The sequence below is a fragment of the Opitutus sp. genome, assembly GCA_024998815.1.
Lineage (GTDB): Bacteria > Verrucomicrobiota > Verrucomicrobiia > Opitutales > Opitutaceae > Rariglobus.
In genome coordinates this window covers 819,499-843,693 of sequence record JACEUQ010000002.1, presented here as the reverse complement: position 1 = coordinate 843,693, position 24,195 = coordinate 819,499, and the positions used below count along the sequence as shown (strand labels likewise).

Sequence of the window (24,195 nt, the reverse complement as noted above, 5' to 3'; positions counted from 1 at the left end):
AAAACAACTTATGTGATTTAAGTTTACTGTAAAAGTGCCGTATTATACTGCATGAAAACAGGAAACAAAATAAGTAGCGGCGTTAAATTATCAAGTAACGAATCGATCGTTTATCCCTCCGGCGACTTCTTTTCAACCCCGGCGCGCAGTGATTTTGGTGATTTCTTACTGCAATTACAGCGCTTTTGGCGGTCCCACCCCGAAATCGAAGTGGCCATGACCGCCGATCTCGACGCCCACGCCATGGCGGAAAAGCGCGAACGGCGGAAGGACCGGGAGTTCGAACTGGCGCAGACCGAGGCGTTGTTCGCCGTGCCGGCGTCAGGCACGGCGGAAAAAACGCAAGCCGAGTTCCTCGCCGCAGGGCGTCCGCGCACCCCCGCTGTTGTGGTTTTTATCACGGCCATGGCCACCGGTTACTTGGGGTCGCAATACAGTGCCTGCCCCCGGATGGTGCTGCTTGAATCGGCATCGTTGCGCACCTTGCTCGATGATTTGGGGTACACGCTGCCTGCACCTAATACCGTTGGCCCCCTGATAAATCGCCTGAGTGAGAGTACTCTCGCCCTGATCCACCGGGCCCAATTGGCCGATATTTTGGCCGAAGGGCTCGATTCGTTTACCGATATCACCCTGGACAGCACGGCGATCAAGGCATCCAGTTGCTGGCCAACAGACTCCGGTATCATTTACCGCCTCTTTGAGCGAGCCTACCGCATGGGCGGCAAGCTCGACCAGGTCGGGCTTAACTCGCTGCAGGATGGCTTCAAAGACCACTGGCTGGAGGAGTTGCGAAAGAGCGCCCGCGCCATCGCCCTGCTGGGTGGTGGTCCCCGCCGAGCCCAAAAACTCCGGCTGCTCTACGACCAGTTTTACCAAATCGCCTGCAAGTTGGGCGGCAAGTTGCTCACCCAAGTAGAAGCCGCAGAGGCCGAAGCAAATGTTAAACTGGCCAAGCTGCGGCCCTCCAAGCGCCGGATCGCGGAAGACCTACTGGACTGCATCCACGGGGACGTGGTCGCGGTGATTACGACGATCCAGCAAAGCATTGCGCGGGTGCATGATGGGGTGAAGACCAAGTCGAGGGAAAGGGTCCTCAGCCTGGCCGATCGCAGTGCTGCTTTTATTGAAAAAGGCGGGCGGGAACCGGTGATTGGCTACAAGCCGCAATTGGCCCGCAGCCGCGGCGGTTTTGTCACCGCGCTGATTCTCGACGCGGGCAACGTGGCTGATTGCAAGCAACTGGTGCCCCTGCTGATCCAGAATATCGCCAACACGGGCCTGGTGCCGGCGAGCGCGAACGTCGACGACGGCTACTCCAGCGCCGAAGGGCTGGCGCAGGCATACGAGCTGAAGGTGGCCAAGGTGAGCATCTCCGGCGCCAAGGGGCGCGCCTTGCTCGGCGAGGAACTGTGGAACCACCAGGATTATATCACGCTTCGCGCCGAGCGCAGCGCGATCGAGTCGCTGATGTTTACGCTCAAGTTCAACCACGGGTTCGGCCGGCCGGGTCGTCGCGGGTTGGCGGCGGTGCGCAGCGAACTGACCCTGAAGATCCTCGCGCACAACTTTGACCGGATGATTTTGGTGCGCGCGAGGAAGTCTCAGGAAAAGCCGCTGCCCTTGGCGGCCTGAGTCGCTTCGCTCGTCGCGGCTAACCCAAATCGGTTCAATTAGTTCGGTGCAAAAGCCCCGGAGCGAACCGCCGTGGACTTCGCCGTTGGAAAAGCGACCTTGGTGATGGGGCCGGGGCTGTTTTTAGGCCGCCGCCCCTTCGTGAACACGTAAACCGAGTCCGTTCAGGGCTGTTTGCGCCCCCAGTGGCCGGCCGGGGCGGGAATACGCCCGTTGCGAAAGGCTTTTCGAGGAGGCTCTAGCCAACTGATCGGCATACAACCAGATTGTCCTGCTGTCCGGCACCGAGTCGCCCAGCCCAAGTTGCACGAAGCGAAGGAACGACAGTCGGTCCCGCAGTTGATACTCCACCTGCTCGTCGGAAAGATTATACAGCCGCTTGAGCACCAAAATCCGCAGCATCACTTCCGTCGCCCATGGCTTTGGACCGCAGGACGCCTTCTTGTCGGCACCCGCGCGCCAAATCTTTTCAACCACAGCCACCAACCGCGGCCATTGGATATGACGATCCAGCTCCACCAAGCGGTCTCCGTGCTGCGTCAATGACTCCAGCGCCGCATGATCACCAAAGAACGTGTATTGATTATTGCTCATTGAGATACAGCCTATGCACAACTCATGCCATTGCTGATCAATTAGATGCTAATTTTAGGAGTCCCCTTAAGGATGGGGTTGAATCGAGCAGCTACAGTTGCGGCCATATATAATACTCGCCGAACGCGAACGCGGCCGCCGCGTATGGTTCGACGACCACGCAGTTGGCCGCTGTCGCGATTATACGGAGCCAGCCCCGCAAGCGCTCCCACTTCATTGCGGCTGAGCGTTCCCAATTCGGGCATCTCAGCTAGCAAGGTCGATGCAGTCACTTTGCCGATGCCTTTCACCTCTTGCATACGTTCGCTCTGCTGCTTGAGGGTCGGATCTTCATCGATTTGATTCTCTATCAAATCCTCGATCTGCTTAATCTGGGCCCTAAGTTCTTTGATCAATCGTTCGCACAACTTGCACACCTGCTTGTGGCGCGCTTGCGTCAAACGCTGTTCCTCCATGAGCAGTATATTTACCAGCTGCTCTCTTCTTTGGACTAAATCGGCGAGCTGTTGCCGCTCCGGAGCAGGAGCTTCAATTATCTCGGGATTAAGGAGTTCACCAAAGTGGCGCAGCACGGTTGCGTCGATTTTATCGGTCTTTGCTAAGAGGCCTTGTGCACGCGCAAAGGCGCGTACCCTAGCCGCGTTTACTAGGCTTACTTCTATGCTCGCTGCCCACAATTCTTCCAGCAATCCGCGCTCGTATCCCCCGCTTGGCTCACAGATCACGCGCGCTGACCTGGGTAGCGATTTGAGTGCTTTTATCAATGCGGTTATGCCTGCCACTGTATTGGCGTATTGAGCCGGTTTTTGGCCAGCCACCGCTACATCCAATGTGTCTTTACTGATGTCTATTCCAGCGTAAGCCGGCTTGTCTTCGGTTAATGTTTTCATAGGGGCTCAGTCTTGCGATTCGAGCTATCGGCTGTTGGCCATGCTCATCCAACGGTTCGAGTTTTATGAAGTGCCCCGGAGCGACCCTGCTGACCCACGAAATCGCGTTCACGTTTCTAGGGCGAATCGGTCTGCTCCGGGGAAGTTGTCCGCCTCCCGACGGTCTGGTTGCGGCTTCCTCCGACGAGCTAAATGCCCATTCTCGGAATCCGCAACCAGACCTTCATTGCTCAAGATACAAGGGCTTCAGTATTCGAGGGGAATGCCAAAGGGGGCAGGGCGTTTTTTGTCACTTTTTAGGTTTGAGTGAGACGGTGAGTGAACCCATTGGAGAGACATGCCAAGACGAGTGCGGATGGAGCAGTCTGGAGGGTTATATCACGTGATTAACCGAGGGAACTACCGTCGGGATCTGTTTGAGACGGCGGGTTCGGCCGAGGCTTTTTTGGCAGCGTTGTTTGAGGCGGCGGATAGGTGCCGGTGGCGAGTACACGGCTATGTGTTAATGAGGAACCACTTTCACTTAGCGATCGAGACGTTGGAACCGACCCTGGGAGAGGGCATGCACTGGTTGCAGAGCACGCTGGCGACAAGATTCAACCGCTTTCGCTCGGAGAGCGGGCACTTGTTTCAAGGCAGATATAAGGCGATGCCGATTGAAGATGCGTCGGCGTTGGCCCGAGTGGTTGATTATATTCATCTCAACCCGGTGAGGGCCAAGGTGGTTTTGCCGGAGCACCTGGTTGGATATCGGTGGAGTAGTTTAAAGAATTTGCTCAAGGGGCCACGGCCGAGGTGTTTGTGTGCGGAGGTCTGGCTGTCGGCCCGGGGCGGCTGGGCGGACGATACGAACGGGTGGAGCGCATATGCCGAGTATCTTACGAGTCTGGCCAAAGACGAAGAGACATGGGCGCAGGCAGGGCTTGTCGGACTGGCGAAAGGATGGATTATCGGGACCGCAGGGTGGAGAAAATCGCTCGCCAAAGAGCACACGCAACTGCGCCTGCAGTCGGCAATGGCGGCGCAGGAACGCAAGGAACTGCGGGAGGCGGCTTGGCAGGCCGGATTGGAAGAAGCGCTTCGAGAAATCGGTAAATCCGAGGTCGAATTGGTGACCAAGCCGCACAAACAGGCGTGGAAGCTAGCGCTTGCCGTGAAGCTGCGGGATGAACGGGGCGCAGGGATAGCCTGGCTTGCGCAGGCCCTTCGATTGGGAAAGCCAACGACCGTGCGCAATTATCTGCATATTTGGAAAAAGGTTAAAAAGTGACAAAAAACGCCCTGGCCCGAATGGCACTAAGTTAGGCAGAGGCAGAGCAGGAAAAGTTGCCCGGAAATATTACGTAAACCATTGATTATCAATTGATTTTACATGGGTTAATGCTTTTGTAAGCCCATGCGCAACAACACTTTGTTTTTACCGGGGTTTTCGCACCGTTTGATGGGAAGTCGGGGGCGCACCCAAGCCCTGCACCTTGGAGAGGAGTCGCTTGACGGACTGGCCAAGGTGATCACTCGGTTCATCCCGCAGCGGTGGTTTACAGGCGAGGGCAAGCGGCAAAGAGTCTATACCCCCTTTGTGACGTTTTGCGCGTTTTTGGGGCAGGTCTTGCAACGTGATGCGAGTTGCCGTGAGGCGGTGCGACGTGTGCAGGCATGGTGCCATGCGCTTGATCTGCCCGAACCCGACGACAGCACCTCGGGATATTGCCAGGCGCGTTTGCGCCTGAGCCTGAAGTGCCTGAGTAAGGTGCATGAATCGCTGGTGCAAAAGCTGTCGCGCCGGGTCGGCGAGGCGGATTTGTGGCGGGGTCGCTGCGTGAAGGTGATCGACGGCTGCGGCATCTCGATGCCCGACACCGATGCGAATCGTCAGGTCTATCCGTATGCGGGAGGACAAAAACCGGGCTGTGGTTTTCCGACTGGCAAGTTGGTGGGGTTGTTTTCCCTGTCCGGCGGTCACTTGATCCGTTTTGTGCAGGCTTCGTGGAAAACCCATGAGCTGAAGTTGGCCCGGCAGTTGGTCGGTTGGTTGCGGCCCCGCGAGGTCTTGCTCGGCGACCGGGGCTTTTGCGGTTGGGGGTTCATCGCTTTGCTCAAAACCAAGGGCGTTGATGTGGTCCTGCGCCTGCACCAATGCCGGCCCAGTGGCCACGGGCGCACCTGCTGGCGTCGGCCTCAACGACTCGCGGGCTGGACAGAGGAGTTTTGGGCGACTTTACCTGAGCAAATCGAGGTCAGGTTGGTGACCTTCCAGGTGGCCAATGCCGGCTTCCGCACCCGCACGGTCACGCTGGCCACCACGCTTCTGGATGAAACGGCATATCCAGACGAAGCGTTGATCGCTTTGTATCGCCGCCGCTGGGAGGTCGAGAACGACTTCCGTGATCTGAAAGCTACCCTCGGTCTGGATGTGCTGCGCACGCGCACCCCAGAGATGATCGAGCGCGAGGTGCTCATGCAGGCCATCGCCTATAATCTGGTCTGCGCGATCTTGCAGGACAGTGCCCGCACGAACGGCGTCCCGCTAGACCGGCTCTCGTTCAAAGGCACCCTGTCCGCTCTGCGACATTGGGCTCCTCTGCTCATGAAAGCCTCCCCGCGCCGTCAGCGCATCATCTATGAAAGCATCCTGCTCACCCTCGCCGCCGACTTGGTTCCGCTTCGCCCGGATCGCTCCGAACCCCGCGCCGTCAAACGCCGTCCCAAGGTTTATCAACTCCTCACCAAGCCCCGTCGACAGATGGTCGTCTCCGCTTCCCGCGACCTCAAAAAGTGACGACAACACCCCTTAACTTAGTGCCATTCCGCCCTGGCCCCTTGTGGGCCATCCTCGATCAAAACCATCCTGCCAGCGCCGACACCAATCCCGGCACGAAACAACGCCCGCTGAAAACCTTCAAAGCCGCTTTGGAAAAAGCCCAGGCACTGCTGCGTAAGGGCACCCCCGCCCGCATCCGCATCGCCCCCGGCACCTATCGCGAGGGGCGCATGGATTCCGCCGGCAAAAGTTACCCCCTGTTTGACGGCATCGCAGACCCCGCCCTGCGCAAAGCCCCGCTGGCCATCATCGGTGATGAACCCGGCAAGGTCATCTTCTCCGGCGCCAAGGCCGACGAATGGGCGCCCTCCACTTGGGGACCTTCCGACGACACCTTTTATCCGCCCGAGGACGCCATTGCTTAGCGGTGGGAGACGATCTTCGTCAACGGCCAGCGCCTCAAACAACGCATCCTTGAGCCGTGGCAATATACCAAAGGCGAAGACGTTAAATGGGCCGTCGGCATGGCTCATCGCCTGCCAGGCACCTGGAAACTCGGCACCTACCTCGGACCTGACGTGCTCCAACCCGGCGAGTTCGGCGTCTCCGAATTTGGCCCCGGCGTGAAGATCAAAGGCGCGGAGTATGACGGGCACCCCGATCCCAACACCCTCTGGGTGCGCCTGCCCCAGGGACAAACTCTCGCCGGGGCGAGCATCGAAGTGCCGCACTACCTCGGGACGACGGTCTTTCGCAACATGGGCCGCATCTGGCTCAAAAACCTCGTTATGGAGAAATTCCGTGGTTCCGGCCTCAACGCCACCGCCGGACCAGCCGACAACACCGGCACCCGCTTCTACAACGAGGATCATCTCTACGAATCCCTCTGGGCTCAGGACAATGGCAACGGTTCCATTTTGGCCGCGCAGCAGTTCTTCACCCTGCGCGACTGCCGGTTTGACCGAAGCTGGCGCGGCGATGGGCGCTTTCATGGCACCCAAGGTTTAAGTATGTCCTGGGTGCGCCACGGAGTGGTGGAGCGGACCCGTTTCAACGACAACGCCGCCAAAGGATTCTGGTTCGCCGGTAACAACCTGCGCTTCAGCGATTGCGAATGGCTACGCAATAAAGGAAAAGGTTTTTGGATGGATCACTACGCCGAGCATGTCCGCTTCGAACGTTGTAAGATCAACGACAACCATGATCGCGGAGCGACCTTCGAGATCGCGCGCGGACCGGTGAGCCTGATCGAGTGCGAGATCAGAAATAATGCCAGCAATGGCCTCTGGTTCGCCACCAGCAGCGGGGTGGTGATCGACCGTTGCCGGATCATCAACAACGCCCAACAAGCCCCAGGCCCGTTGCCAGCGGAAAACCTGCGCGCGAATAACTACTGGTGGCACGGACGCGCCGCCGGCCAAATCGTGGTGTCCACCAACCCCCGCGAGGCGCACCTCGGGCTTGTAATGAACCGGGCCAATCTCCCCATCGCCTACCCCTACTCCCTGAACTACACGATCCGCAACAGCGTCATCGCGGGCCGCACGCCGGGCACGAGCCTCATCAGCCAATACTGGCACACGGAGCCCCGCAGCCAGATGCCCGCCTATGTGGACTGGTATAAAACCCAGCTCACCGCCAGCGGTAACACCTACTGGCACGCCACCAACCCCACGCCCTTCCACCTCGACGCCGAGCTGGACCCCGCCAAACAGAACAACGCCGACCTCGCCGGCTGTCAGCAAGCCAGCGGGCAGGATCGTGATTCGATATGGAAAGAGCCTGCGCCGAGCCGGTGATGTTGGAAAAACCGACCATCGATTGTCCGCTGCAATCGATTGGTCGGTGCGGTCACTTCTTCGCCTCGTTCGCCAGCCGGGTCTTGGCGCGGAAACGTGCCGGGGGGAGCCCAAAGCTTTGCCGGAAGGTGCGCGAAAAGTAATAAACGTCCTCGATGCCGCAGCGCTCCGCGATTTCTTTGATCGGGAGTTCACCCCGCCGCAGGAGCGAGGCCGCCAGCGCCATCCGTTCTTGGCGGCAAAACTGCCAGAAAGGCAGGCCCGCCTCGGCGCGAAACAAGCGCCGAAAATGGGGCGCGGAAAACCCACAGGTTTGAGCCGCGTCAGCCTCGGCCCAAGCAGCGCCCGGCTGCTCTCGAATCTCCGCGAGCAGTGCCCGGAGGCGGCCCGCTGAAACGTCGCCCTGGGGTGAAGCCGATTGCTCCTCGCGCAGCGTTTTCAGGAGTTCCAAAAGCAAGATCCAAGCATCATCCTCGCGACTCCCTTCCAACGCTGTGAGCAGGGCATCCATTTTGCGGCAAAAGACCGCCGGGTTGGTGATGCCGCTGATCGCCGTAGCCGCCCGGCTGGGGAACCACCCGAGTTCGAGCAGCGCCTCCACCCATGGGCCGCGCAAGGTCACATAGCGGTGATCCCAGCCCGGCTCATCCTTCCAGCCGTAGGTAAAATATTGCCCCGGCCAAGTCCACCAGGCCACCGGCGCGGTGAACTCTCGTAGCGGCTCGCCGTTGACCGACCAGTGGATGCGCCCGCCATGGGCATAGTTCAGCGCATAAACGCCCTCGAAACGCTTATCGATCCAAGCCCGGCAGGTTGGAAGATGGTTGAAATGCAAGAATTGGAAGGGGGTGTCCATGCTTCAAAAAACTTAAAGTAAAAATGATCAAATTCTACAAAACAATAAACATGGGCTCCATTTTTATAGGGTATTAATTTGGGGTAAGCTGTTTCCGCAATGAGTAAATTTAACCAAAACCTCGAAATTTCATCCCCTCCCCTGCGCCTCGGTGTCATTGGCACCGGGCGGATTTCTCAGATCGTGCTTCCGCAATTGCCCGCCTGGCAGGTCGTCGTCGCTGGCTTGGCCGATGTCCAGGTGACCGCCGCCCATGCCTTGGCCGAAAAGTTGGGCCACGGACAGGTCTACGAAAGCCCCGCAGCCCTATTGGCTTGCCCCGAAATTGAAGCCGTTTACCTCGCGACCCCTCCTGTCACGCACCGTGATCTGGTCAAAGAGGCTTTGGCCGCAGGCAAGCATGTGCTCTGTGAAAAGCCCTGGACCTTAAACGCCGCCGAAGCCCGCGCTCTGCTCGAAACCGTCCAGCAGTTTCCCGCGCTGAAAGTGGGATGTTGTTCCTCCCGGTTTTGTTATTCCCCCGCCACCGCATCTGCACGCGAGGTCTTGCGCCAGGGCACCTTGGGTAAACTTATCCGCGTGCGCCTTCACGCCACCGGCGGTCTGCCCGCATCCATCGACCATCTGCCGGAGTGGAAACGCAACGCCGCCACCGCCGGAGGAGGTCTCACCGTGGACTGGTGCGTTTATGAACTTGAGTGGCTGCGCAGCGTTTTGGGTGATGCCTTTGCGCCGCTGGATGTCATGGCCAACTTTGGTTTTTGGCGCCGGGAAGGCACCAGTTTGGAAAGCAGTTATTACGCCGTCATCCGCTGCGCCGGGGGGCTTGAGATCGTCGTAAGTCGGCAGCCCGAAATCGGTCCTCGCCGTCATGCCATCGAACTCCGGGGCGAGACGGGCGGCCTCGACCTCCCCTTTGCGCCCGATCACCCCCAGCGCGTCGCCCGACTGTTTACGTTGGAGGCGGACGGCAAAACCTTAAACAGCGCCGAACGGGGCGAGCCGACGACGGATTGGGGCGGCATTCTTTACGGGCCGCTCACCGATCTGGCCGACGCCATCCGCAACGATACCGCCCCCTCCGCCACGGCTGAAGGCCAGATCACAGTCCATGCCGTGCTTGACGCCATTTACACCTCCGCCCGCGAACACCGGGTCGTCCCGGTCGCCCTCTAACTCATGACCAAAACCATGCAACCCGCTCCTCATGCCCTGTGGCCTATCTACGCCTTCGACAACTACTTCACCAACGCCGCCCGCCCTTACACGTCGACTGAGCGATGGGACTTGTTAAAAGCCGCCGGCTACCGCGCCGGTTATGTGGGGGTTAACCGGGATAACCCAGCTTCGAGGGCGACCTTGCTCGACGCTCATGCCCAGAGCAAACGCACCGGCTTGAGTCTCGCCGCCATCTATTGCGTGCTCGACCTGACCAACCCGCAGCCGGAGGGGCACCACTCGGTCGCAGAAATCATTGAGCAGCTCCAGCCCGGCGATGTTTTGGAACTCGGTCTGACCGTTGGTTGGAAAAAAAAGGTTTCCGATCCCGGTGTGGATGACACCGCCATCGCCCAGCTCACGCCGCTACTCGCGCTGGCCAAAACCCGCAATGTCGTCATCGCCCTCTACCACCACCTGGGGTTTTACCTCGAACGCATCGAAGACTGCGTCCGTCTCGCGGAAAAGATAAACGACCCTGCCCTCGGTGTCGTCTTTTGCGGTTACCACTGGTATGCGGTGGATCGCACTGAACTTACCGCCAAGCTCCGGCTCGCCGCTCCCTGGCTAAAGCGAGCCAATCTCTGCGGCTCCCGACCTTCGCCCAACAACGACTTCGCCGGGGCGCTCCCCGCCACCATCGAATGTGTGGGCGAGGGGGAGTTCCCGCTCTCAGAATTTGTGCAGGCGTTGAAGGCCATCGACTACAGAGGCCCCGTCGGTTTCCAAGGCTACAAGATTGAAGGCAAACCGGAGGAAAATCTGGGGAAATCGATTCAGGCGTTCCAGAAAGCACTTTGATCCCGCGCCGCTCCCTTTGCTCTGAGTGCACGAAAGCTTATGTCAAAATAATGCGCAAAATGCTCATCAAAAGACTTTTAAGTATCGCCAAAAATGTTGTATGAATTACGCTTCACCCTTTCGACGGAACTCCACTGGCGGGCAGCCGTGGTGACGTTTGAACCACTGGGTGAACTGCGCGGCGTGGCGGAAACCGAGGTGCGAGGCCACGGCTTTGACGGCGGTCTCGCCTGCGCCGAGCATCAACCGGGCGGCTTCCACCCGGCGCAACGCCGATTCATAGCGGGAAGATTACTGAGGTAAGGGCGCGGAGCGTGCGACGGTCATGATTTTCGGACATGTGGGCGATAAAGTCAGAGGTATGAAGGTGGCGTTTTTGGGTTCGTTGGCCGCGCCAGTGCATGAAAAGGCTATTGGCCCAGCGGTTGAACATACCGTGGATATGAACCGCGTTCGGGCGGCGTAATCGGCAGCGATCATCCTGGCGCGAGGCGTCGAGGCGGGCATGCAAACCGGTTTCGATTCCCCAGTGCGCAATGTTGACCTCCAGCAATTGGGCGGGAGTCAACTCGGCGGCGGGGCGACTGGTGATCAGCGCCACGGTCGCGGGGGGCTTGCCGTGGCGTTTTCGGCAGATTCTCGCGGCTTGCGCCACCAGGGGGAAGCAGGCGCTTTCCGCGCTCGACTCGCGCGCCACCAGGGTGCGCGTCACGGGGTGCTTCTTTTCCTGGGTGGTACGTTGCTCGGCAGCGGGATCTTTTAACGGGTCAAAAAAGGAACACCCGGATCGGGCACTTGCGCTGCTACGATTTTCTGCAGGCCGGGCTGATTGCCTTTGACGGTGAACAGGTAGTCGCCGCCATGCTCCAGTACGATCGCCCGCGCGGTGTCCGCCTGGGTATGCAGGGCATCAAGGCTCACGAGTTTATCGACCAAATCGAGCCTCTCACACAGGGCGCGGGCGGCGGGAATCTCGTTACTTTTTTCGGCGACGACCTCGCTGCCGAGATAGAACAGGCCCGGCGAGGTCACTGCGGTTACCACGTTTTGCCCGCCGCTGTGCTTGGGGACTTTGCCGTCGATGACCACGAACTCGGTGGCGGGAGGCTCGCCTCGCACCTGGCGTTGGTGGGCGAGTAAAACCTCCTCGATGCGCGCGGCCTGCACACGGGCGAACAGACGGCTGAAGGTGGGCTGGCTGGGAGCGCCGTATTTGCCGCGGCGGCGGATCACCCCGAGGGCTTGGCGTTGGACCGGGGAGAGCCGGCGGGCGAAAGCGGCCAGGTCACGTTGGCCGCGGGGTGCTCCGGCCAGATAGGCCGCCGCCGTGATCGCCAGCAGCGCGTGCAAGGGATAGGCCCCGATGTAGGCGCGGTATTCAGGCACTTGCCGGAAGGCCTCCGCCAGGCTGATTAAATCGGGGGCCTTCAGGGTACTTCGCACCGGAACTTTCGCCTCCACCGCAGCCAGCGAGGGTTTGATCTGCCCTGCCTGAAGAGCTCTCCGGGCCCGGGGCTCCAGCTCGCGCACAAACAAGCGCTTGGGCTTGGCGTGGTGCTCGTAGTAATCGCGCGACTTACGCGTGTTGCCCTTGGTCAGGCCCAACTCGGTCCACCCGGATGCCTTGTATACACTTCCCGTAAAACGCTCGGGGTCGACGAAGGTTTCCACGACGAGCACGGGGTGCTCGTAACGCGACTGCCAGTCGGCACTGAGCCGGCCGAGCACCCGGCTCAAAACCGCCGAGCCCAAGTTGGGCACCGCCGGCTTGGGCAGCAGCAGGAACCGCACGTTGTTGACCACCAGCGCCAATCGGCGTCGGCGCTGTTCGCCACTCCAGCCAATCCACGCCTCCCGGCCGCGCAGGTGCAGCGCCGCCGCCGCAAACACCAGCACCGCCACCCAGGTGCCCTGCGCATCGCTCACCGCGTACAGCAGCCGCTCGCCCACCGGTTTCACCGCGCCCAGATAGTGATGCTCCTCAAGCAGCCCCTGCGCTCGGGCGTTTAACTCGGGGCTGTCTAGCACCTGCACCTGCAAGTGGCGCAGCGAAATCACCTCCCCTTGGGGGTTCGACGGGTTCGTTTCGGCCGGCATCATTCACCCAGCCAAAATGAATTCCTGGGGCTTGTCCCGCTTATTCCGCTCCTTTGTTAGTATTCAGGTGTTTAGCTGTTCAATGAATCGGCGGTGGCATATTCGGTCTTTTGCGCAGGGAGATGACAGTCGCGCGGAACTCGCCGGTTAGGTCGAGTTGCACGGACTTGCCTTTCAGGTTTGCCGGGATGCCATGCTTTTTGGGCCAAGTTTCCTCCACTTCCCATCCGGCATCCGGCAGAGGGATCTCGACGGATTTCGGAAAGGACCTTCCAAAGGTGTGGGCGACGAGCAGGGCGCGCTTGCCGTTTTTTGCGGTGCGCAGCACGGCCTGCCAGCCCTTTGGGTGACGCCAGCTTTTGCCGGTTTCGCCGTGGAAGGTGGAATGACCGTCGCGGATGATCGGATAGACGCGGCGGTAAAGTTCCATAGCCGAAACGGTGAGCTTCCACTGTGCCGGTGAAAGGTCGTGGACCTCGCCGGAAAGGCACATGCGGCCGAGGAGGGTGGCTGCGAGAGAGTAGGCAAGGCGCTGTGCGCTGTCGTTCTTGCGCAGAACGGCCCAGACCTGCGACTGGCGTGGCAGGATGAGGCGATGGAGGTTGGCGGCGATGATCGGGATCTCGCGCGTCTCGTGCGCATCGGAAAACGATCCCATCGCGCAGAGGCCCATCATCGAGGGTTCGAGGCGGTGCCCGCCGGACGAGCAGTTCTCGATGACGAGGTCGGGAATCTCCTCGCGCAGCTTGCGGAAGAATTTTTGAACGCCCTCCAGATGCTGCCGCAGGCCCTCGCCGGGCGACTCGGCACCATCGACGCCGAAGCCGATGGTTTCGTTGTAATCGACCTTCAGGTAACCGAATCCATTGTCGCGCAGGAGATGGATCAGCTTTTGAGTGAGATAATCGGAGGTGAAGGGATCGCGGAAATCCCAGTAGCGGCGGCCGCCGACCTGAAGAACGCGACCATCGCGCTGGAGATGGTGATCGGTGAGATCGAAGGCCTTTGATCCCGGGTTGCAGACCTCGAACTCGAACCAGATGCCAGGGATGAGTCCGTGGTCGCGTAGCGCTTGGCAGGTCGCAGCGAGGCCGTCGGGAAATGCCGTTCGGTTGATGATCCAGTCGCCGTTCTGCTGGATACCTCCGCCGGGCCGCTCGGCCCAGCCATCGTCGATGACGAGATACTTTGCCGGGGTTCCGTGGAGACGCTTGGCCAGCGCCAGCAGATTTTCCTGTGTCGGATTTCCCCAGCTCGTGCACCACTCATTCACCACAATGGGCAGCTCGTTTTCTATCTTGGACAACTTTGTAAGAGAGCGCTCCTGTGCGGAACTGAGGCGCTGCGCGAGTTGATCGATATCACCTTTTATGCAGCCGATCGTAGCGACGGGCGTGTCGTAGGTTTCGCCTGCCTTTAATGTTTTAAACCAATGCCCAAACTCGCGGTCGGCCTGGCCGCCGGAGAGCGCGACGAAGTCATCCTTGCGGAATACCTCCATCTGCCAAGATCCGGGACATGCAAGTTGCGCGCCCCAGAGCACGCCGGCCTCACGATCTTCCAGCGCAACGAAGGGGAAAAATCCTCGCACCGGCATCGAGCCGACCTGGCCGAAGCGTTCGCTGGAGATGCCGTGTCCGATCCACGAACGCTCGAGTTGCAGGTCCTCGATGCCTTGCGTGTCGAGGCGGCCTTCGGCGCTCCAAGTAGAACGATAGCGATGCACCAGCAATCGATTCGGCGCATCGTCATGGGCGTAAGGCGTCATGCCACCGAGCGAGAAGCTGCTGAGCATTTCAAGGGGCACCGGTTTCTTGCCGGCGTTGCGCACACTCACCCGGCTGGAAAAAACCGGCACATTCCCCTGCCAGGAAAGTTGATGTTCGCAGCGCAGTCCCGAGGGGTGCTGGAGCGTGGTGACGACGCTGGTGCCGCCGTTCATTTTCTGAACCTTCTGACCAATGAATTCGAGAACGGCCGTCGAGTGTCCTGAGCGCATCGTCCGACCTTGAGAAAAGGATCCACCGTAGATGTCTTCCATGCACTTGAGCTGCACGAGGGAGTCCAGTGCCCACGCGCGCCTTGGTTGCCACTTGGCCGGCAGGCCTACGATCTCGACATCTGGCGGTAGAAACTCGCGGTGCTTCCCCGGCGCGAGCGATTTGGGATGAAGCGACAGTTGCGGCGCGCCCTTGCCTTCAGCAGGGGCGTCAAAACGGACGACGGTGTCGCCGACGGTGAATTTCGAAAGAAGTTTGGTCATGATTGCCTGCTGGCTGTGATCAATAACACCGGATCTCGAAGACTCGGGCCTCGGGCACGCCGTGGGTGGCGAGGATTTCCAATTCGACGAGACGGGAGGTTTGCGGTGTCGGAAGGCGGTGGATGCGTTTGCGCAGATAGTTGAATGACTCCTCGCCGACGAGCTTGCCGTCGATGAGCAGTCGGTAGTGTTTTGCCGTCTCGGGTTGCGGGCCGCGGAGGGTTTTCTTTGAGCACTTGTCGCTGCCACTGAGCATCAGTTCGCGCTCCAGGCCGGTGTCGAAAGTGAGGTGCACTTCGCTGAGTGTGGCAGGCTGAGCGAATTCCAGGCGAAGCGTGGCGGGAAGCGTCTGCGATTTCCAAGAGTGGGTTTCATCGGCGGACCACGGTCCCCATTGTGCTTTGAGGTGACGGGAAGTGCCATCGGTCACGCATGAGGCAGATCCTTCGGATGATTCCGAACTGGCGCTGATGCGGGCGCTCGAAGCGAGATCGGCGGCATCTTCGTGGCGAACTCCGGGAATGAACGCATCGTCGCGAAGGAGGCGCTGCCTCAGTGCCTGCAAGCCTTCCGGCGTCGCGAGTTCCGAGCTGGATCGCGCCTTTTGCGAAGTGAGCAATGCCACAGCGGTGCCGATGGCCTGACCGCCGATCGCGCAAGTGGCCATGACTCGGGTGCTGCCGAAGGCGATGTGGGTGGCGCTGATGTTGCGTCCGGCAAAGAAGAGGTTTTCCACATTGCGCGAGCAGTAGCAGCCATAGGGAATGCTGTAGAGGTGCTTGAAGCCATGATGCACGCAGGCCGGCTTTTCCGGATCGTCGACGCCCTCGACCGGATGGAGATCGATTGGCCATCCACCATAGGCCACGGCATCGGGCCGTGTTTCGGGATTGAAAATGTCCTTATCCGAAAGCACATGGCGACCGAGAAAACGGCGGCTCTCGCGTTTGCCGGGGATCGCCGCCACCCAGTCGAGGGCATAGTTGGCCGAACCGGGATGATCACCGGAGTTTTTCACATAATCCCAGACGCCCAGGGCGATGCGCAGCAGTTCGTGACGGATGGTTTCGTTGTCCTTGATCGTGTCGAGATGACCACCCCACTCGAACCACCAGTAGCCGTATTCGTAGCTGAAGATATCGCGATGACCCTTGAAGTCCTCCTTCGTGAACTTGCGGATCCAGTTGGGCGGAATGAAAACTTGAGGGGTGGCATGCTCGCGCGACATGAACATGATCGAGCTGCCGAGGCGGTTGTTGTCGGCTTGCTCAGGCGCGAGCGGTTCACCATGGGTTGCGCGCGCCTCGCGGCCTTCGGTGAAATCGGCACCCGCTTCCGCGCCGAGGCGGCCGTCGCCACTGCAGTCGGCAAACCATTTTGCCTCGATAAGAAATTCGTCGTCCGTCGAATTGCGCAAGGCACGGATCGCCGTGATGCGGCGTTCGCCGCTGGCATTGGCGGCGACCTCGGCGCTCACGCAGGTGGTGTCGAGAAGAAGCGTGATGTTGGCTTCAGCTTTGACCTTCTCGTAAAGCAGCAGATCCCACTGCGAGTAGCTGCGGTGAGGGTTGCGCACGGCGTCCTCGAGTCGCAATTCCTCAAGGATGCCGGTTTCGCGGCAGCCGGGCTTTCCGCCATGGGAATCGGCGCCGACAATGTGCATGCGGATCTCGCTGGAGGCGTTGCCTCCAAGGACCGAGCGGTCCTGCACGAGGATGACACTCGCCCCGTTGCGGGCTGCGGCGATTGCGGCGATGGTCCCTGCCATGCCACCTCCAATCACGACGAAGTCAGCCGTGAGCCGGTTGGCTTTCAGGCAGCGGGTTTGGGATGTGTTTTGTGTGGTCATGATTTGAAACGGGTGTTGAGGATGCGCGACTAATCCAAGAGTTCGGCAGGAAGTTCATTGGCAGCAGTCATGGGGACATTCCCGAAGGTATCGATCGGCTGGGTGTGGCCGTTCGGCTCGAGTCCATCCATGGTCATGAGACGCTCGCTTATCGAACCGACCGGAAGATCTCCCCAGACATCTTCCTGACCGGGCTTGACCACCATCTGCGGGATGCAGCCCGTGATTTCGCGGAGCAGTTCCAAAAACCGATTGTCTCCCGTGTGGCGCGCCAGGGTGGCCAGTTCGATGCCGGAGGCGACATAGATGCCCGGAGCGCCATGCTGGTTCTGGATGTTTGCGAAATACGCCCCGCGCGGCTCGATGCCGAGACGCCGGAGCGGAGTGCCCTCGGGAAACTGCGCGTCGTAGAGGAGCGTCCAGGTCTGCACCAGATCGGCGGCCTCGACCGCCCACTCGAGGTGAATCGGATCGAGTGTGATTTCATGGAGATGAACCAGGCCCGCCATGAGCGCGTAATTGCTCTCGCTGTCGACCGCCATGAGCGCGTCGCCCACTCCGCCGCAGGTGAATCCTCGAAGCAAAAAGTGTTCGCGGTAATAGGCCGCCAGCCGCTTGGCGGTTTGAAGGTAGCACGGGGATCCGAAGCGCCGGTAGCCGTGGGCGAGCGCTTCCAACGCAAAGGCCCCTCCCGTGCTGTCACCCCACAAGACATCGCCGGTTTCCGGATCGAGACTGTAACCCAGGTGTCCGAAACGCCGCTCCGTGCTCACCACGGCGTCCAGAAAACGGCGCGCCGTCTCGATCCAGAGGGGCTCAAGCGCCTCGCCGCGCGCCTCCAGCACATTCATTGCATGGAGGATGTCGCGACCCAGTTCCAGCGGACGCCGAACCAGAGTGAAGGCGCGGCAGCCCGGGCGCTTGGCATTGAAGCTCAGCCAGCGTTTGCCATTCCATACGCCGTGAAAATACCCGCTTGGTGTCGCCGCCGTGCAGAGGAAAGAAAGCATCCGCTTCGCCCGCTCGCGACGCGTGGCATCGGGCGACTGGATCAGCGCGCGCATCGTGACCCCGCCACCCGACCAACCGCTCTGCATGACAAATGGGGAATTCGTTTGCGGGAGCGTTGAGCGGTAAAATCCATCGCTCTCGACCCAGTTGATGCGGTCGAATTTCGCCTCCACGAGGTCGGCCGCCTCGCGCAGTTTCTTGCCAAGATTCCTGCGCGATTCGAGCGGGCCTTTGTCGCGGGCCTCGAAACTGTGAAGGGCCAACTGGTGCACAAAAGCGGGAATGTTTTTGGCACAAACCGGGATGATGCGCAAGCGGGCCTCGATCGACTGGCCTGCGGCGAGATCCATGCCGGGTTCGTCGGCCGCAACCCAATCACAGAAGCGGTAGCGCCGCAGGCGATGCACTGGCAGCGTGAATGTGACGCGGACCGGTTGATCGGGCAATGTCGTGAAAGAGACTCCGCTTACCCCCCAATCGCCGTAGATTTGAATTTCCACCAGCACGCCGGTTTTGCTGATCGGATCGTAGATGCCGACGAAAGGGGGCGTGAGGGCATTGCCGGCCAGTTCGAGGTGATAGCCGGTCGCAGAGGCAAGCCGTGGGACATCAACAATGAGGATCGGGCCGTCGGCCGACACGCCTTCCGTTGGAAAATACGGACAGTATGGCTGGGGAGAGACCAAAAGGCGATTGCCGTCGTAAACGACGCCCGGAGCGATCACATAACTGCTCGAGGAAAGCGAGAAATCCACGCTCTGGCGCAGAGAGATGCCGTGAAAGTCGCCGGTCGCATCGGCACGCATGTCGAGGATCAAGGATCCTGTTTCGATGCGCTGACTGCGCTTCATGGTGAGACCACGCGCCTCGTCATGACCGACGCAGAGACCATCCCCGGCATTCACCGTGAATGGGGTTTCGAGCATTTTGCCGTCCTTCCTGAAACCCATTGCGGGCGGGTTTAGCCAGGCTTGGAGATTGGCATCCGATTCAGGCGAGAGACTCAACTTCGTGCCGTTCGTGGAAATGAAAGTATTCATGACAATTCAACCCTACGATATTCACGGAATTTTGGGAATGGACGGAGGGCGTTAATATTTGCACTCTAAACGGGATAAATGAAAAGACTGCGCGTATTACCGGATACTTTTTTCAGTCACTTGCTGAATGAAAATAATACGCTCCTTTTCGAACTGAGCGCGACGCCGATGGATTTTCGTCCGCGGGAGGGGTGGTTGGCTGAAGCGTCCGGTATTCCTCACCATCTTTTTTACTTCTGCAAAAAAGGAAGCATGAAGGCCGAAGTCGGAGGTCACATGGTTGACCTGAAAGCAGGCGATGCAATTTGGATCGGGCCCGAGGTCCCGTTCCGTCTGGAGTCGGGTGAACCGGTGGTGACTTCCCTGGCCAGATTCCGTCTGCGCGTGGAAAAATCGAGATCTTTCAACTTTGCACTGAAAAATGATTTTATCGTGGCTCGAAATGCCCAGCTGAGCACAGCCTGGCGGGAAGCGGTCCGCCAAGAATCCTACCTGCCGACCTTGCGCCCGTCGCGGTCCCTGCGCTGCGCCGTGGCAGGTCTGCTCTCCATCACCTTTTTCCAACATCCGACCTCCCCTTCTCAATCAGAGAGCGAACGAAAATTAAGCCCGACCCAGATTCGAATCCTCAACGAGTGGGCGCAAAAACTCCCCGCCGCAGTTCACCCCGACACCTCCGAAATGGCACGGCAGCTCCAACTTTCGCGCGACTACATGAACCGACTCTGCCGCGCGACCTTTGACATCTCCGCTGAACGCTGGCTCATCAACCAACGCATCCGCTCCGCCGCGCAGCGCCTCACTGAATCAAACCTGAATGTCAGCCAGATCGCCGAAGAATACGGCTATGCCAGCCTCTATTTTTTCAGCCGTCAATTCCGGCAAGTGATGGGCTGCAGTCCCACCGAATGGAAGCGCCGCGGCGTGAGATGAGATGCGGTGGGATGCCGATTGGGGGCTTAGGTTTTTTTATTTCTCTGCATCTCTGCGCGAGCGGCCTAGAGAATGCTTCATGCGCTCTGCCATGCCTTGATCGAACGGGCCGGCGTCTCGGGCGGGTGCCCGCCGATCTTGTAACACTGGAATCCTACCGGGCCGGAGTAGCCGACATCAGTGAGTGCCTGGACAAATTCCGCCAACGGAAAATCTCCTTCCCCGACCGACTCGATGGTTTTTGGTAGGCAGCCGGCGAACTTCGCATCGACCGGTGCGGATCGGCTGCCGCAGAGGTTGGCGATACGCATCCACGGCGCGGCCAGCTTGACCTTGGCGGTGAGTTCGCGGCCAGTTCGTAGATGTCCTTGCGCGAGACGCTGGGGTTAAACCGCCAGTCAAAATCCTCCAGCGTTTTGAGCGACTTGAACTCGGCCACCCGGGTGCGGCTTTCCAGTCGTTTTTGCTCCCGTAAGTTGATCTCGTCCTGGAAGATCAGCTCCAAGAACTCCAGGTGGCTGAGCCGACTGGCGGCAGCCTCCTGTAAACGTAGGTCCAGCGTGCGTCCCAGGCCGGAGAGTTTGAGTTGTTTTAGTGTTGTTGTGAGTTGGCTCATGGTTGGGTAAAAGCTTCTATCCTGTAGGCATTTAAGTCGCGGATCAGTTCGTGCTCCTGAAGGAAGTCGATCTGCACGACCGTCTCGCCCTGATCGATCAGGCACCGCAGATCCCGCAGCCGGTAACTGCCGTGGCGGCAGGCCTTTTGGCTGGCCGACTCGAGTTGTCCTGCCGGGTGTTTTCGGGCCAGCTGTAGCAGGCCCTGCAACACCCGGGTGCCGATCGGCCCTCGGTTCACGCACATCGCCTCGGCCCACGCCCCGGTGTGCGGACCGATCAGTTTGCAGCGGTCCAGAAGGTACTCCGAGCCCCGTTCCACCGCGTTGCGTTTATGCGGATGGATATGGGCCTGGTCGGTGGCAAAACGTCCGGAATCGACCAACAGGTGCACCGCAATCTGGCGCATGAGCAGGGTGTAAATATGAAGCAACTTCGAGTCGCCCCGCACCCAGACCTCGCGCCCCACGTACTCAGGCGGCACCGAGTAATAGGCCTTTTTATACTCCACGTAGCCGTCCCGGTGGACCCTGCGTTGGGCCTCGTGGAAACTCGGAAACAAATCGGCCGGCAGAGCCTGCAAGGCGGCCCGCTCCTGGGCTTCGAACAGGGTGTGGACTTGCTGGCGAACGGTGCCGTGGATGCGTTTGTCGGCCACATTCAGTTCCCATTGGTCAAGAAACTGGTTCTGTTCGCCCAAGCTCGCAAAGTTCCGCCCCTTGAGGGCGTTGTTTTGGGTAAACTTCACCCCGGCCTCGATCTTGCCCTTGTGCTGCGGGGTGCGCGGCTTGGTCGGCAAAACCACCGTGCCGTAGTGCCGGGCAAAACTAGCCAGCTTAGGGTTGAGTTCCGGATCGAACCAATCCGCCTGCAACACCGCCGCCTTGAGGTTATCGGGGATGATCGTCTTGGGCTCCCCGCCGAAGCGCCGGAAGGCGTTTTCCAGGCAGCGAAGGAAGCTCTCGGTATCCTGCCGCCAGACCACCTCGCTGTAGCTCTTACTGGAAAAACTTAAGGTCGCCCGGAACAGGTGCGGCCGTCGCTTTTTGCCGGACTCGACCACCGGGGCACCCTGGCCGAAGTCCACCTGCATCTGCTCGCCCGGGGCGGTTTCCATCCGCCGGAACGGCAGCGGCGTCACCGCCGCCAGCGCCCGCACGAAGCGCTTCACCGATTCGTAGCCGCCGGTGTAGGCGTGGTCGGTTTGCAGATCTTGGCTGGATGAAAATGATCACAGCGGATTTGGTGGTGGACGAAACTAAGCGGGATTCAAAGGGGCGCAGGATTACGCCGAAAGCGCGGCGACAGGAATTGCTCGCAGCCTATGAGCAAAGCGGGCTGACGCAGGCGGCGTTTGCCCGGCGCGAGGGCGTCAAGTATCAGACGTTTGCCTCGTGGGTGTCGGAGGGCAGGCGACGCGACGGCGCAGTCGGCCCGAGTAAATCGGTTGTACCGGTGAGATTTGCCGAGGTGAATCTGCCGCCTCCGAAGCCGAGCGAGTTGAGCGCGAGCGCCGAGGCACTGAGGGTGACGCTGCCCGACGGAGTGGTCGTACGCGGGGCCGAGGCGGCGGCGGTGGCAGCGCTGGTCAAAGCCTTGCGGGCCTAACCACCATGCTCGGTTTTCCCTCAGCACTAGTGCTTAATTGCGTAGATTAATGATAGTATTTCTGAGTTGGCTTCCCTTGACCTCGCGCTTGCGCCACTTGAACGGCTTGGCATTGGGCAGGTAGGCGGCGACGAAAGCGTCAATGGCCTGACTAAGTTCGGCGACGCTTCTGAAGTTCGCGCCCCGTAGCGCCTTCCTTGTTAGTATGCCGAACCAGATTTCAACTTGATTGAGCCAACTCGCCGAGGTTGGGGTAAAGTGGAAGTGGACATTGGGGTGCCGAGCGAGCCAAGCGTCGCACTTTTTGTGGGTGCAATAATTATCCAAAATCACGTGGAGTTCTCTCTCGGGCGGGTGATCCGCCACCACTTGGTCCATGAACAGCAGGAACTCCTCCCGGCGCTTAAGGGTGGTTTTCTGCGTCTTGATCAAGCCCGTGGCCACATCAAGGGCAGCGAACAAGTTGAGTGTACCGTGGCGCTTGTAGGTGCTTTTGAGTCCCTGGACGATTTTACCATTGTCGGTCTCCACGTAACCGGTGGCGCGCTCTAGGGCTTGGATGCCAGGCTTTTCATCCACACTTATCACCAATGCCTTTTCCGGTGGGCTCAGGTAGAGCCCGACGATATCGGCTGCCTTGGCTGCGAACTGCTTGTCAGTGCTCACGCACCACGAGCGCTGGCGCTGCAGGCAAATGCCCTCCTTGCGCAGCACTCGCCAGACCGCGTGCACCGAGCCGCCGAGCACACGGGCCACCGCTGGACCATCCCAGCGCGCCTGCCCCGGAGGGGGTGGCCCTTCCAATAAAGCCAGCACCCGATCTCGAAAGTCCTCACCGTAGGTGCGCTTCGCGCCCGGCCGTGCCGCATCATCCAGCCCCTTCATGCCAAGCAGCACAAAGCGATCCCTCCACTTTATTACGGTGTTCGGCCTGGTGTTGCAGCGGCGCGCCACCTCTTGCACCTGCTCGCCACTCACGCACCCAAGGATCATCCGGGCGCGCTCAACTCGCTGCCTCGACTCAATCCGGCTGGTTGCCCGTTTTTCTAGGGATTGCTGATCCCCCTCGCTACAAGTGATTCGCACGGCTTTTCGTCCCATCTACAAAGCGGATACAATATCACTTATTATTGCAAGTAAGCACTAGAATGATCATGGCATGGACAAGAGGGTCATCGGCAACGAAGTCCAAGAAACGATCAATTCGCTCGGCCATAGCCGACCGAGATTCGTGTTCGATCTTCTCAGTTTTATCCCTGAACAGGGCGTCGGAATCAAAAACCGAATTGGCAAAACTTTCTTCAGATTCGTCCTTAGCCAAGTCTGTTTCGCGTCGCAGAGTGCGATTTTCTCTCGATTCAAACAGGGCGCTGAGCTTGCTGCGAATTTGCATGCGCAGTGTTCAACGACAATCTGATTTCGACACTGACGACAATCAGACTTCGACACACGTAAGCCGAAGGGAGGAGGGGGTGTAGGGGAGGAGTCCGCTCCTCCCCACCCGATTGATCTTCTTCCGTCTCAATAAGAAAATATAGGGAGGGGTGCAGGGGAGGGAGCTTGGCTCCCTCCCCGCACTGACTGCCGCCGAAGGCGGCCCTGGAGTTTGGCCCCTGACTAGTCGAACGCAGATCAGCCGAATCCTTGAGCTCACGCTCAAGGCCACACTCTTCGCGAACACACTCCTTGTGGCCTTGAGCGTGAGCTCAAGGATTCGGCGCACCGCAGCCAGAAAAAACACCTCGTGCTCACGCACGAAGCCACACCGAGCCAAAGCCACCCAGGCAAAGGCACACTCCAGGCCGCACCCGCCCGAACGTGGCCTTGAGCGTGAGCTCAAGGTCTGGAGTTTGGCCTCTGACTAGTTGGCCCGGAGAAGGCCGTAGAGATAAATGGGGCGTCGGGCCCATGGGAAAAAGCGTGGCCATGAACGATGGTGTCGGACCATGAGCACCACCACCAAAGTTCAGCGCATCATCCGCAAAAACAGTGAGCAGTGGTATGTGACATTACCCGCTTCCATCGCCCAGACGATGGGGTTCGCCAAGTCGGAGGCCGTCGAGTGGACCGTCACCGACGCGCATCATTTGGTCCTCTCACGCAGTCTGGTCGCGCCCGTTATGCCGGTCACGCCCGAGCTGGTGGACGTAGGCGTTAAAAAAAAGTCCAGTTGGGTTTATCCGATCGGCTGGGACGACTTATGAAACGGGCTTGTGCTGCGGCTTG

Annotated in this window: 22 protein-coding genes and 1 pseudogene; 10 read left to right on the top strand and 13 right to left on the bottom strand. The window is 59.7% G+C overall.

Translation table 11 applies throughout. The annotated features are described in order from the left end of the window. Positions 1-51: 51 nt before the first annotated feature. Positions 52-1,635: a transposase gene (locus H2170_11445; GenBank protein ID MCS6300693.1), complete on the top strand. Its 1,584-nt coding sequence runs from the start codon at positions 52-54 to the stop codon at positions 1,633-1,635. Positions 1,636-1,758: 123 nt separating this feature from the next. On the opposite strand, the gene H2170_11440 is transcribed toward H2170_11445, so the two are convergent. Both H2170_11440 and H2170_11435 read right to left on the bottom strand, forming a co-directional pair. Further along, positions 1,759-2,229: a transposase gene (locus H2170_11440; GenBank protein ID MCS6300692.1), complete on the bottom strand. Its 471-nt coding sequence runs from the start codon at positions 2,227-2,229 to the stop codon at positions 1,759-1,761. A 41-nt stretch (positions 2,230-2,270) separates the two neighbouring features. Continuing rightward, positions 2,271-3,119: an IS110 family transposase gene (locus H2170_11435; GenBank protein ID MCS6300691.1), complete on the bottom strand. Its 849-nt coding sequence runs from the start codon at positions 3,117-3,119 to the stop codon at positions 2,271-2,273. Positions 3,120-3,456: 337 nt separating this feature from the next. Here H2170_11435 and H2170_11430 point away from each other — a divergent pair, with 337 nt between their 5' ends. From H2170_11430 to H2170_11415, 4 genes are all read left to right on the top strand, one after another. Continuing rightward, the gene (locus tag H2170_11430) at positions 3,457-4,389 is read left to right on the top strand and encodes a transposase (protein ID MCS6300690.1); all 933 of its coding nucleotides are present in this window, start codon (positions 3,457-3,459) and stop codon (positions 4,387-4,389) included. A gap of 126 nt (positions 4,390-4,515) precedes the next feature. Next, complete coding sequence (locus H2170_11425) at positions 4,516-5,898, top strand: IS4 family transposase (protein MCS6300689.1); 1,383 nt, start codon at positions 4,516-4,518, stop codon at positions 5,896-5,898. A 41-nt stretch (positions 5,899-5,939) separates the two neighbouring features. After that, the gene (locus H2170_11420) at positions 5,940-6,305 is read left to right on the top strand and encodes a DUF1565 domain-containing protein (protein ID MCS6300688.1); all 366 of its coding nucleotides are present in this window, start codon (positions 5,940-5,942) and stop codon (positions 6,303-6,305) included. Positions 6,306-6,404: 99 nt separating this feature from the next. Next, positions 6,405-7,679 (top strand): right-handed parallel beta-helix repeat-containing protein, encoded by a 1,275-nt coding sequence (locus H2170_11415; protein ID MCS6300687.1) that lies wholly within the window; start codon positions 6,405-6,407, stop codon positions 7,677-7,679. 52 nt (positions 7,680-7,731) lie between these two features. On the opposite strand, the gene H2170_11410 is transcribed toward H2170_11415, so the two are convergent. Next, positions 7,732-8,535, bottom strand: coding sequence for a helix-turn-helix transcriptional regulator (locus H2170_11410; protein ID MCS6300686.1), 804 nt, complete (start codon positions 8,533-8,535; stop codon positions 7,732-7,734). Positions 8,536-8,634: 99 nt separating this feature from the next. Here H2170_11410 and H2170_11405 point away from each other — a divergent pair, with 99 nt between their 5' ends. Beyond that, the gene (locus tag H2170_11405; protein ID MCS6300685.1) at positions 8,635-9,711 is read left to right on the top strand and encodes a Gfo/Idh/MocA family oxidoreductase; all 1,077 of its coding nucleotides are present in this window, start codon (positions 8,635-8,637) and stop codon (positions 9,709-9,711) included. A gap of 3 nt (positions 9,712-9,714) precedes the next feature. After that, positions 9,715-10,554, top strand: a complete 840-nt coding sequence (locus H2170_11400) for a sugar phosphate isomerase/epimerase (GenBank protein MCS6300684.1) — start codon at positions 9,715-9,717, stop codon at positions 10,552-10,554. A 105-nt stretch (positions 10,555-10,659) separates the two neighbouring features. On the opposite strand, the gene H2170_11395 is transcribed toward H2170_11400, so the two are convergent. The 6 genes from H2170_11395 to H2170_11370 form a co-directional block, all read right to left on the bottom strand. Further along, a complete protein-coding gene (locus tag H2170_11395; protein MCS6300683.1) occupies positions 10,660-10,824 on the bottom strand; it encodes a helix-turn-helix domain-containing protein in 165 nt (54 codons plus the stop codon). A 7-nt stretch (positions 10,825-10,831) separates the two neighbouring features. Then, on the bottom strand, positions 10,832-11,266 hold the full coding sequence (locus H2170_11390) for a hypothetical protein (protein ID MCS6300682.1): 435 nt from the start codon (positions 11,264-11,266) through the stop codon (positions 10,832-10,834). Between the two features lie 47 nt (positions 11,267-11,313). Beyond that, entirely contained in the window at positions 11,314-12,654 is a 1,341-nt protein-coding gene (locus tag H2170_11385; protein ID MCS6300681.1) for an ISAs1 family transposase, read from the bottom strand. A gap of 76 nt (positions 12,655-12,730) precedes the next feature. Then, complete coding sequence (locus tag H2170_11380) at positions 12,731-14,914, bottom strand: alpha-galactosidase (GenBank protein MCS6300680.1); 2,184 nt, start codon at positions 14,912-14,914, stop codon at positions 12,731-12,733. 19 nt (positions 14,915-14,933) lie between these two features. Then, the gene (locus tag H2170_11375; GenBank protein ID MCS6300679.1) at positions 14,934-16,763 is read right to left on the bottom strand and encodes an FAD-dependent oxidoreductase; all 1,830 of its coding nucleotides are present in this window, start codon (positions 16,761-16,763) and stop codon (positions 14,934-14,936) included. Positions 16,764-16,792: 29 nt separating this feature from the next. Beyond that, positions 16,793-18,814, bottom strand: coding sequence for a hypothetical protein (locus tag H2170_11370; GenBank protein ID MCS6300678.1), 2,022 nt, complete (start codon positions 18,812-18,814; stop codon positions 16,793-16,795). 78 nt (positions 18,815-18,892) lie between these two features. Between H2170_11370 and H2170_11365 the strand changes: the two genes are divergently transcribed. Continuing rightward, the gene (locus H2170_11365; GenBank protein MCS6300677.1) at positions 18,893-19,747 is read left to right on the top strand and encodes a helix-turn-helix transcriptional regulator; all 855 of its coding nucleotides are present in this window, start codon (positions 18,893-18,895) and stop codon (positions 19,745-19,747) included. Between the two features lie 154 nt (positions 19,748-19,901). Here H2170_11365 and H2170_11360 read toward each other — a convergent pair whose 3' ends face one another. Both H2170_11360 and H2170_11355 read right to left on the bottom strand, forming a co-directional pair. Then, on the bottom strand, positions 19,902-20,363 hold the full coding sequence (locus H2170_11360; protein ID MCS6300676.1) for a hypothetical protein: 462 nt from the start codon (positions 20,361-20,363) through the stop codon (positions 19,902-19,904). A gap of 563 nt (positions 20,364-20,926) precedes the next feature. Then, positions 20,927-21,571: pseudogene (locus H2170_11355) on the bottom strand (IS21 family transposase). 11 nt (positions 21,572-21,582) lie between these two features. On the opposite strand from H2170_11355, the gene H2170_11350 reads away from it, so the two are divergent. Beyond that, complete coding sequence (locus tag H2170_11350) at positions 21,583-21,969, top strand: hypothetical protein (protein MCS6300675.1); 387 nt, start codon at positions 21,583-21,585, stop codon at positions 21,967-21,969. A 33-nt stretch (positions 21,970-22,002) separates the two neighbouring features. Here the strand turns inward: H2170_11350 and H2170_11345 are convergent, their stop codons facing one another. Then, entirely contained in the window at positions 22,003-23,070 is a 1,068-nt protein-coding gene (locus H2170_11345; protein ID MCS6300674.1) for an IS630 family transposase, read from the bottom strand. Between the two features lie 19 nt (positions 23,071-23,089). Beyond that, positions 23,090-23,362, bottom strand: coding sequence for a hypothetical protein (locus tag H2170_11340; GenBank protein MCS6300673.1), 273 nt, complete (start codon positions 23,360-23,362; stop codon positions 23,090-23,092). A gap of 553 nt (positions 23,363-23,915) precedes the next feature. On the opposite strand from H2170_11340, the gene H2170_11335 reads away from it, so the two are divergent. Further along, on the top strand, positions 23,916-24,173 hold the full coding sequence (locus H2170_11335) for a hypothetical protein (protein ID MCS6300672.1): 258 nt from the start codon (positions 23,916-23,918) through the stop codon (positions 24,171-24,173). The last annotated feature ends 22 nt before the right edge of the window (positions 24,174-24,195 follow it).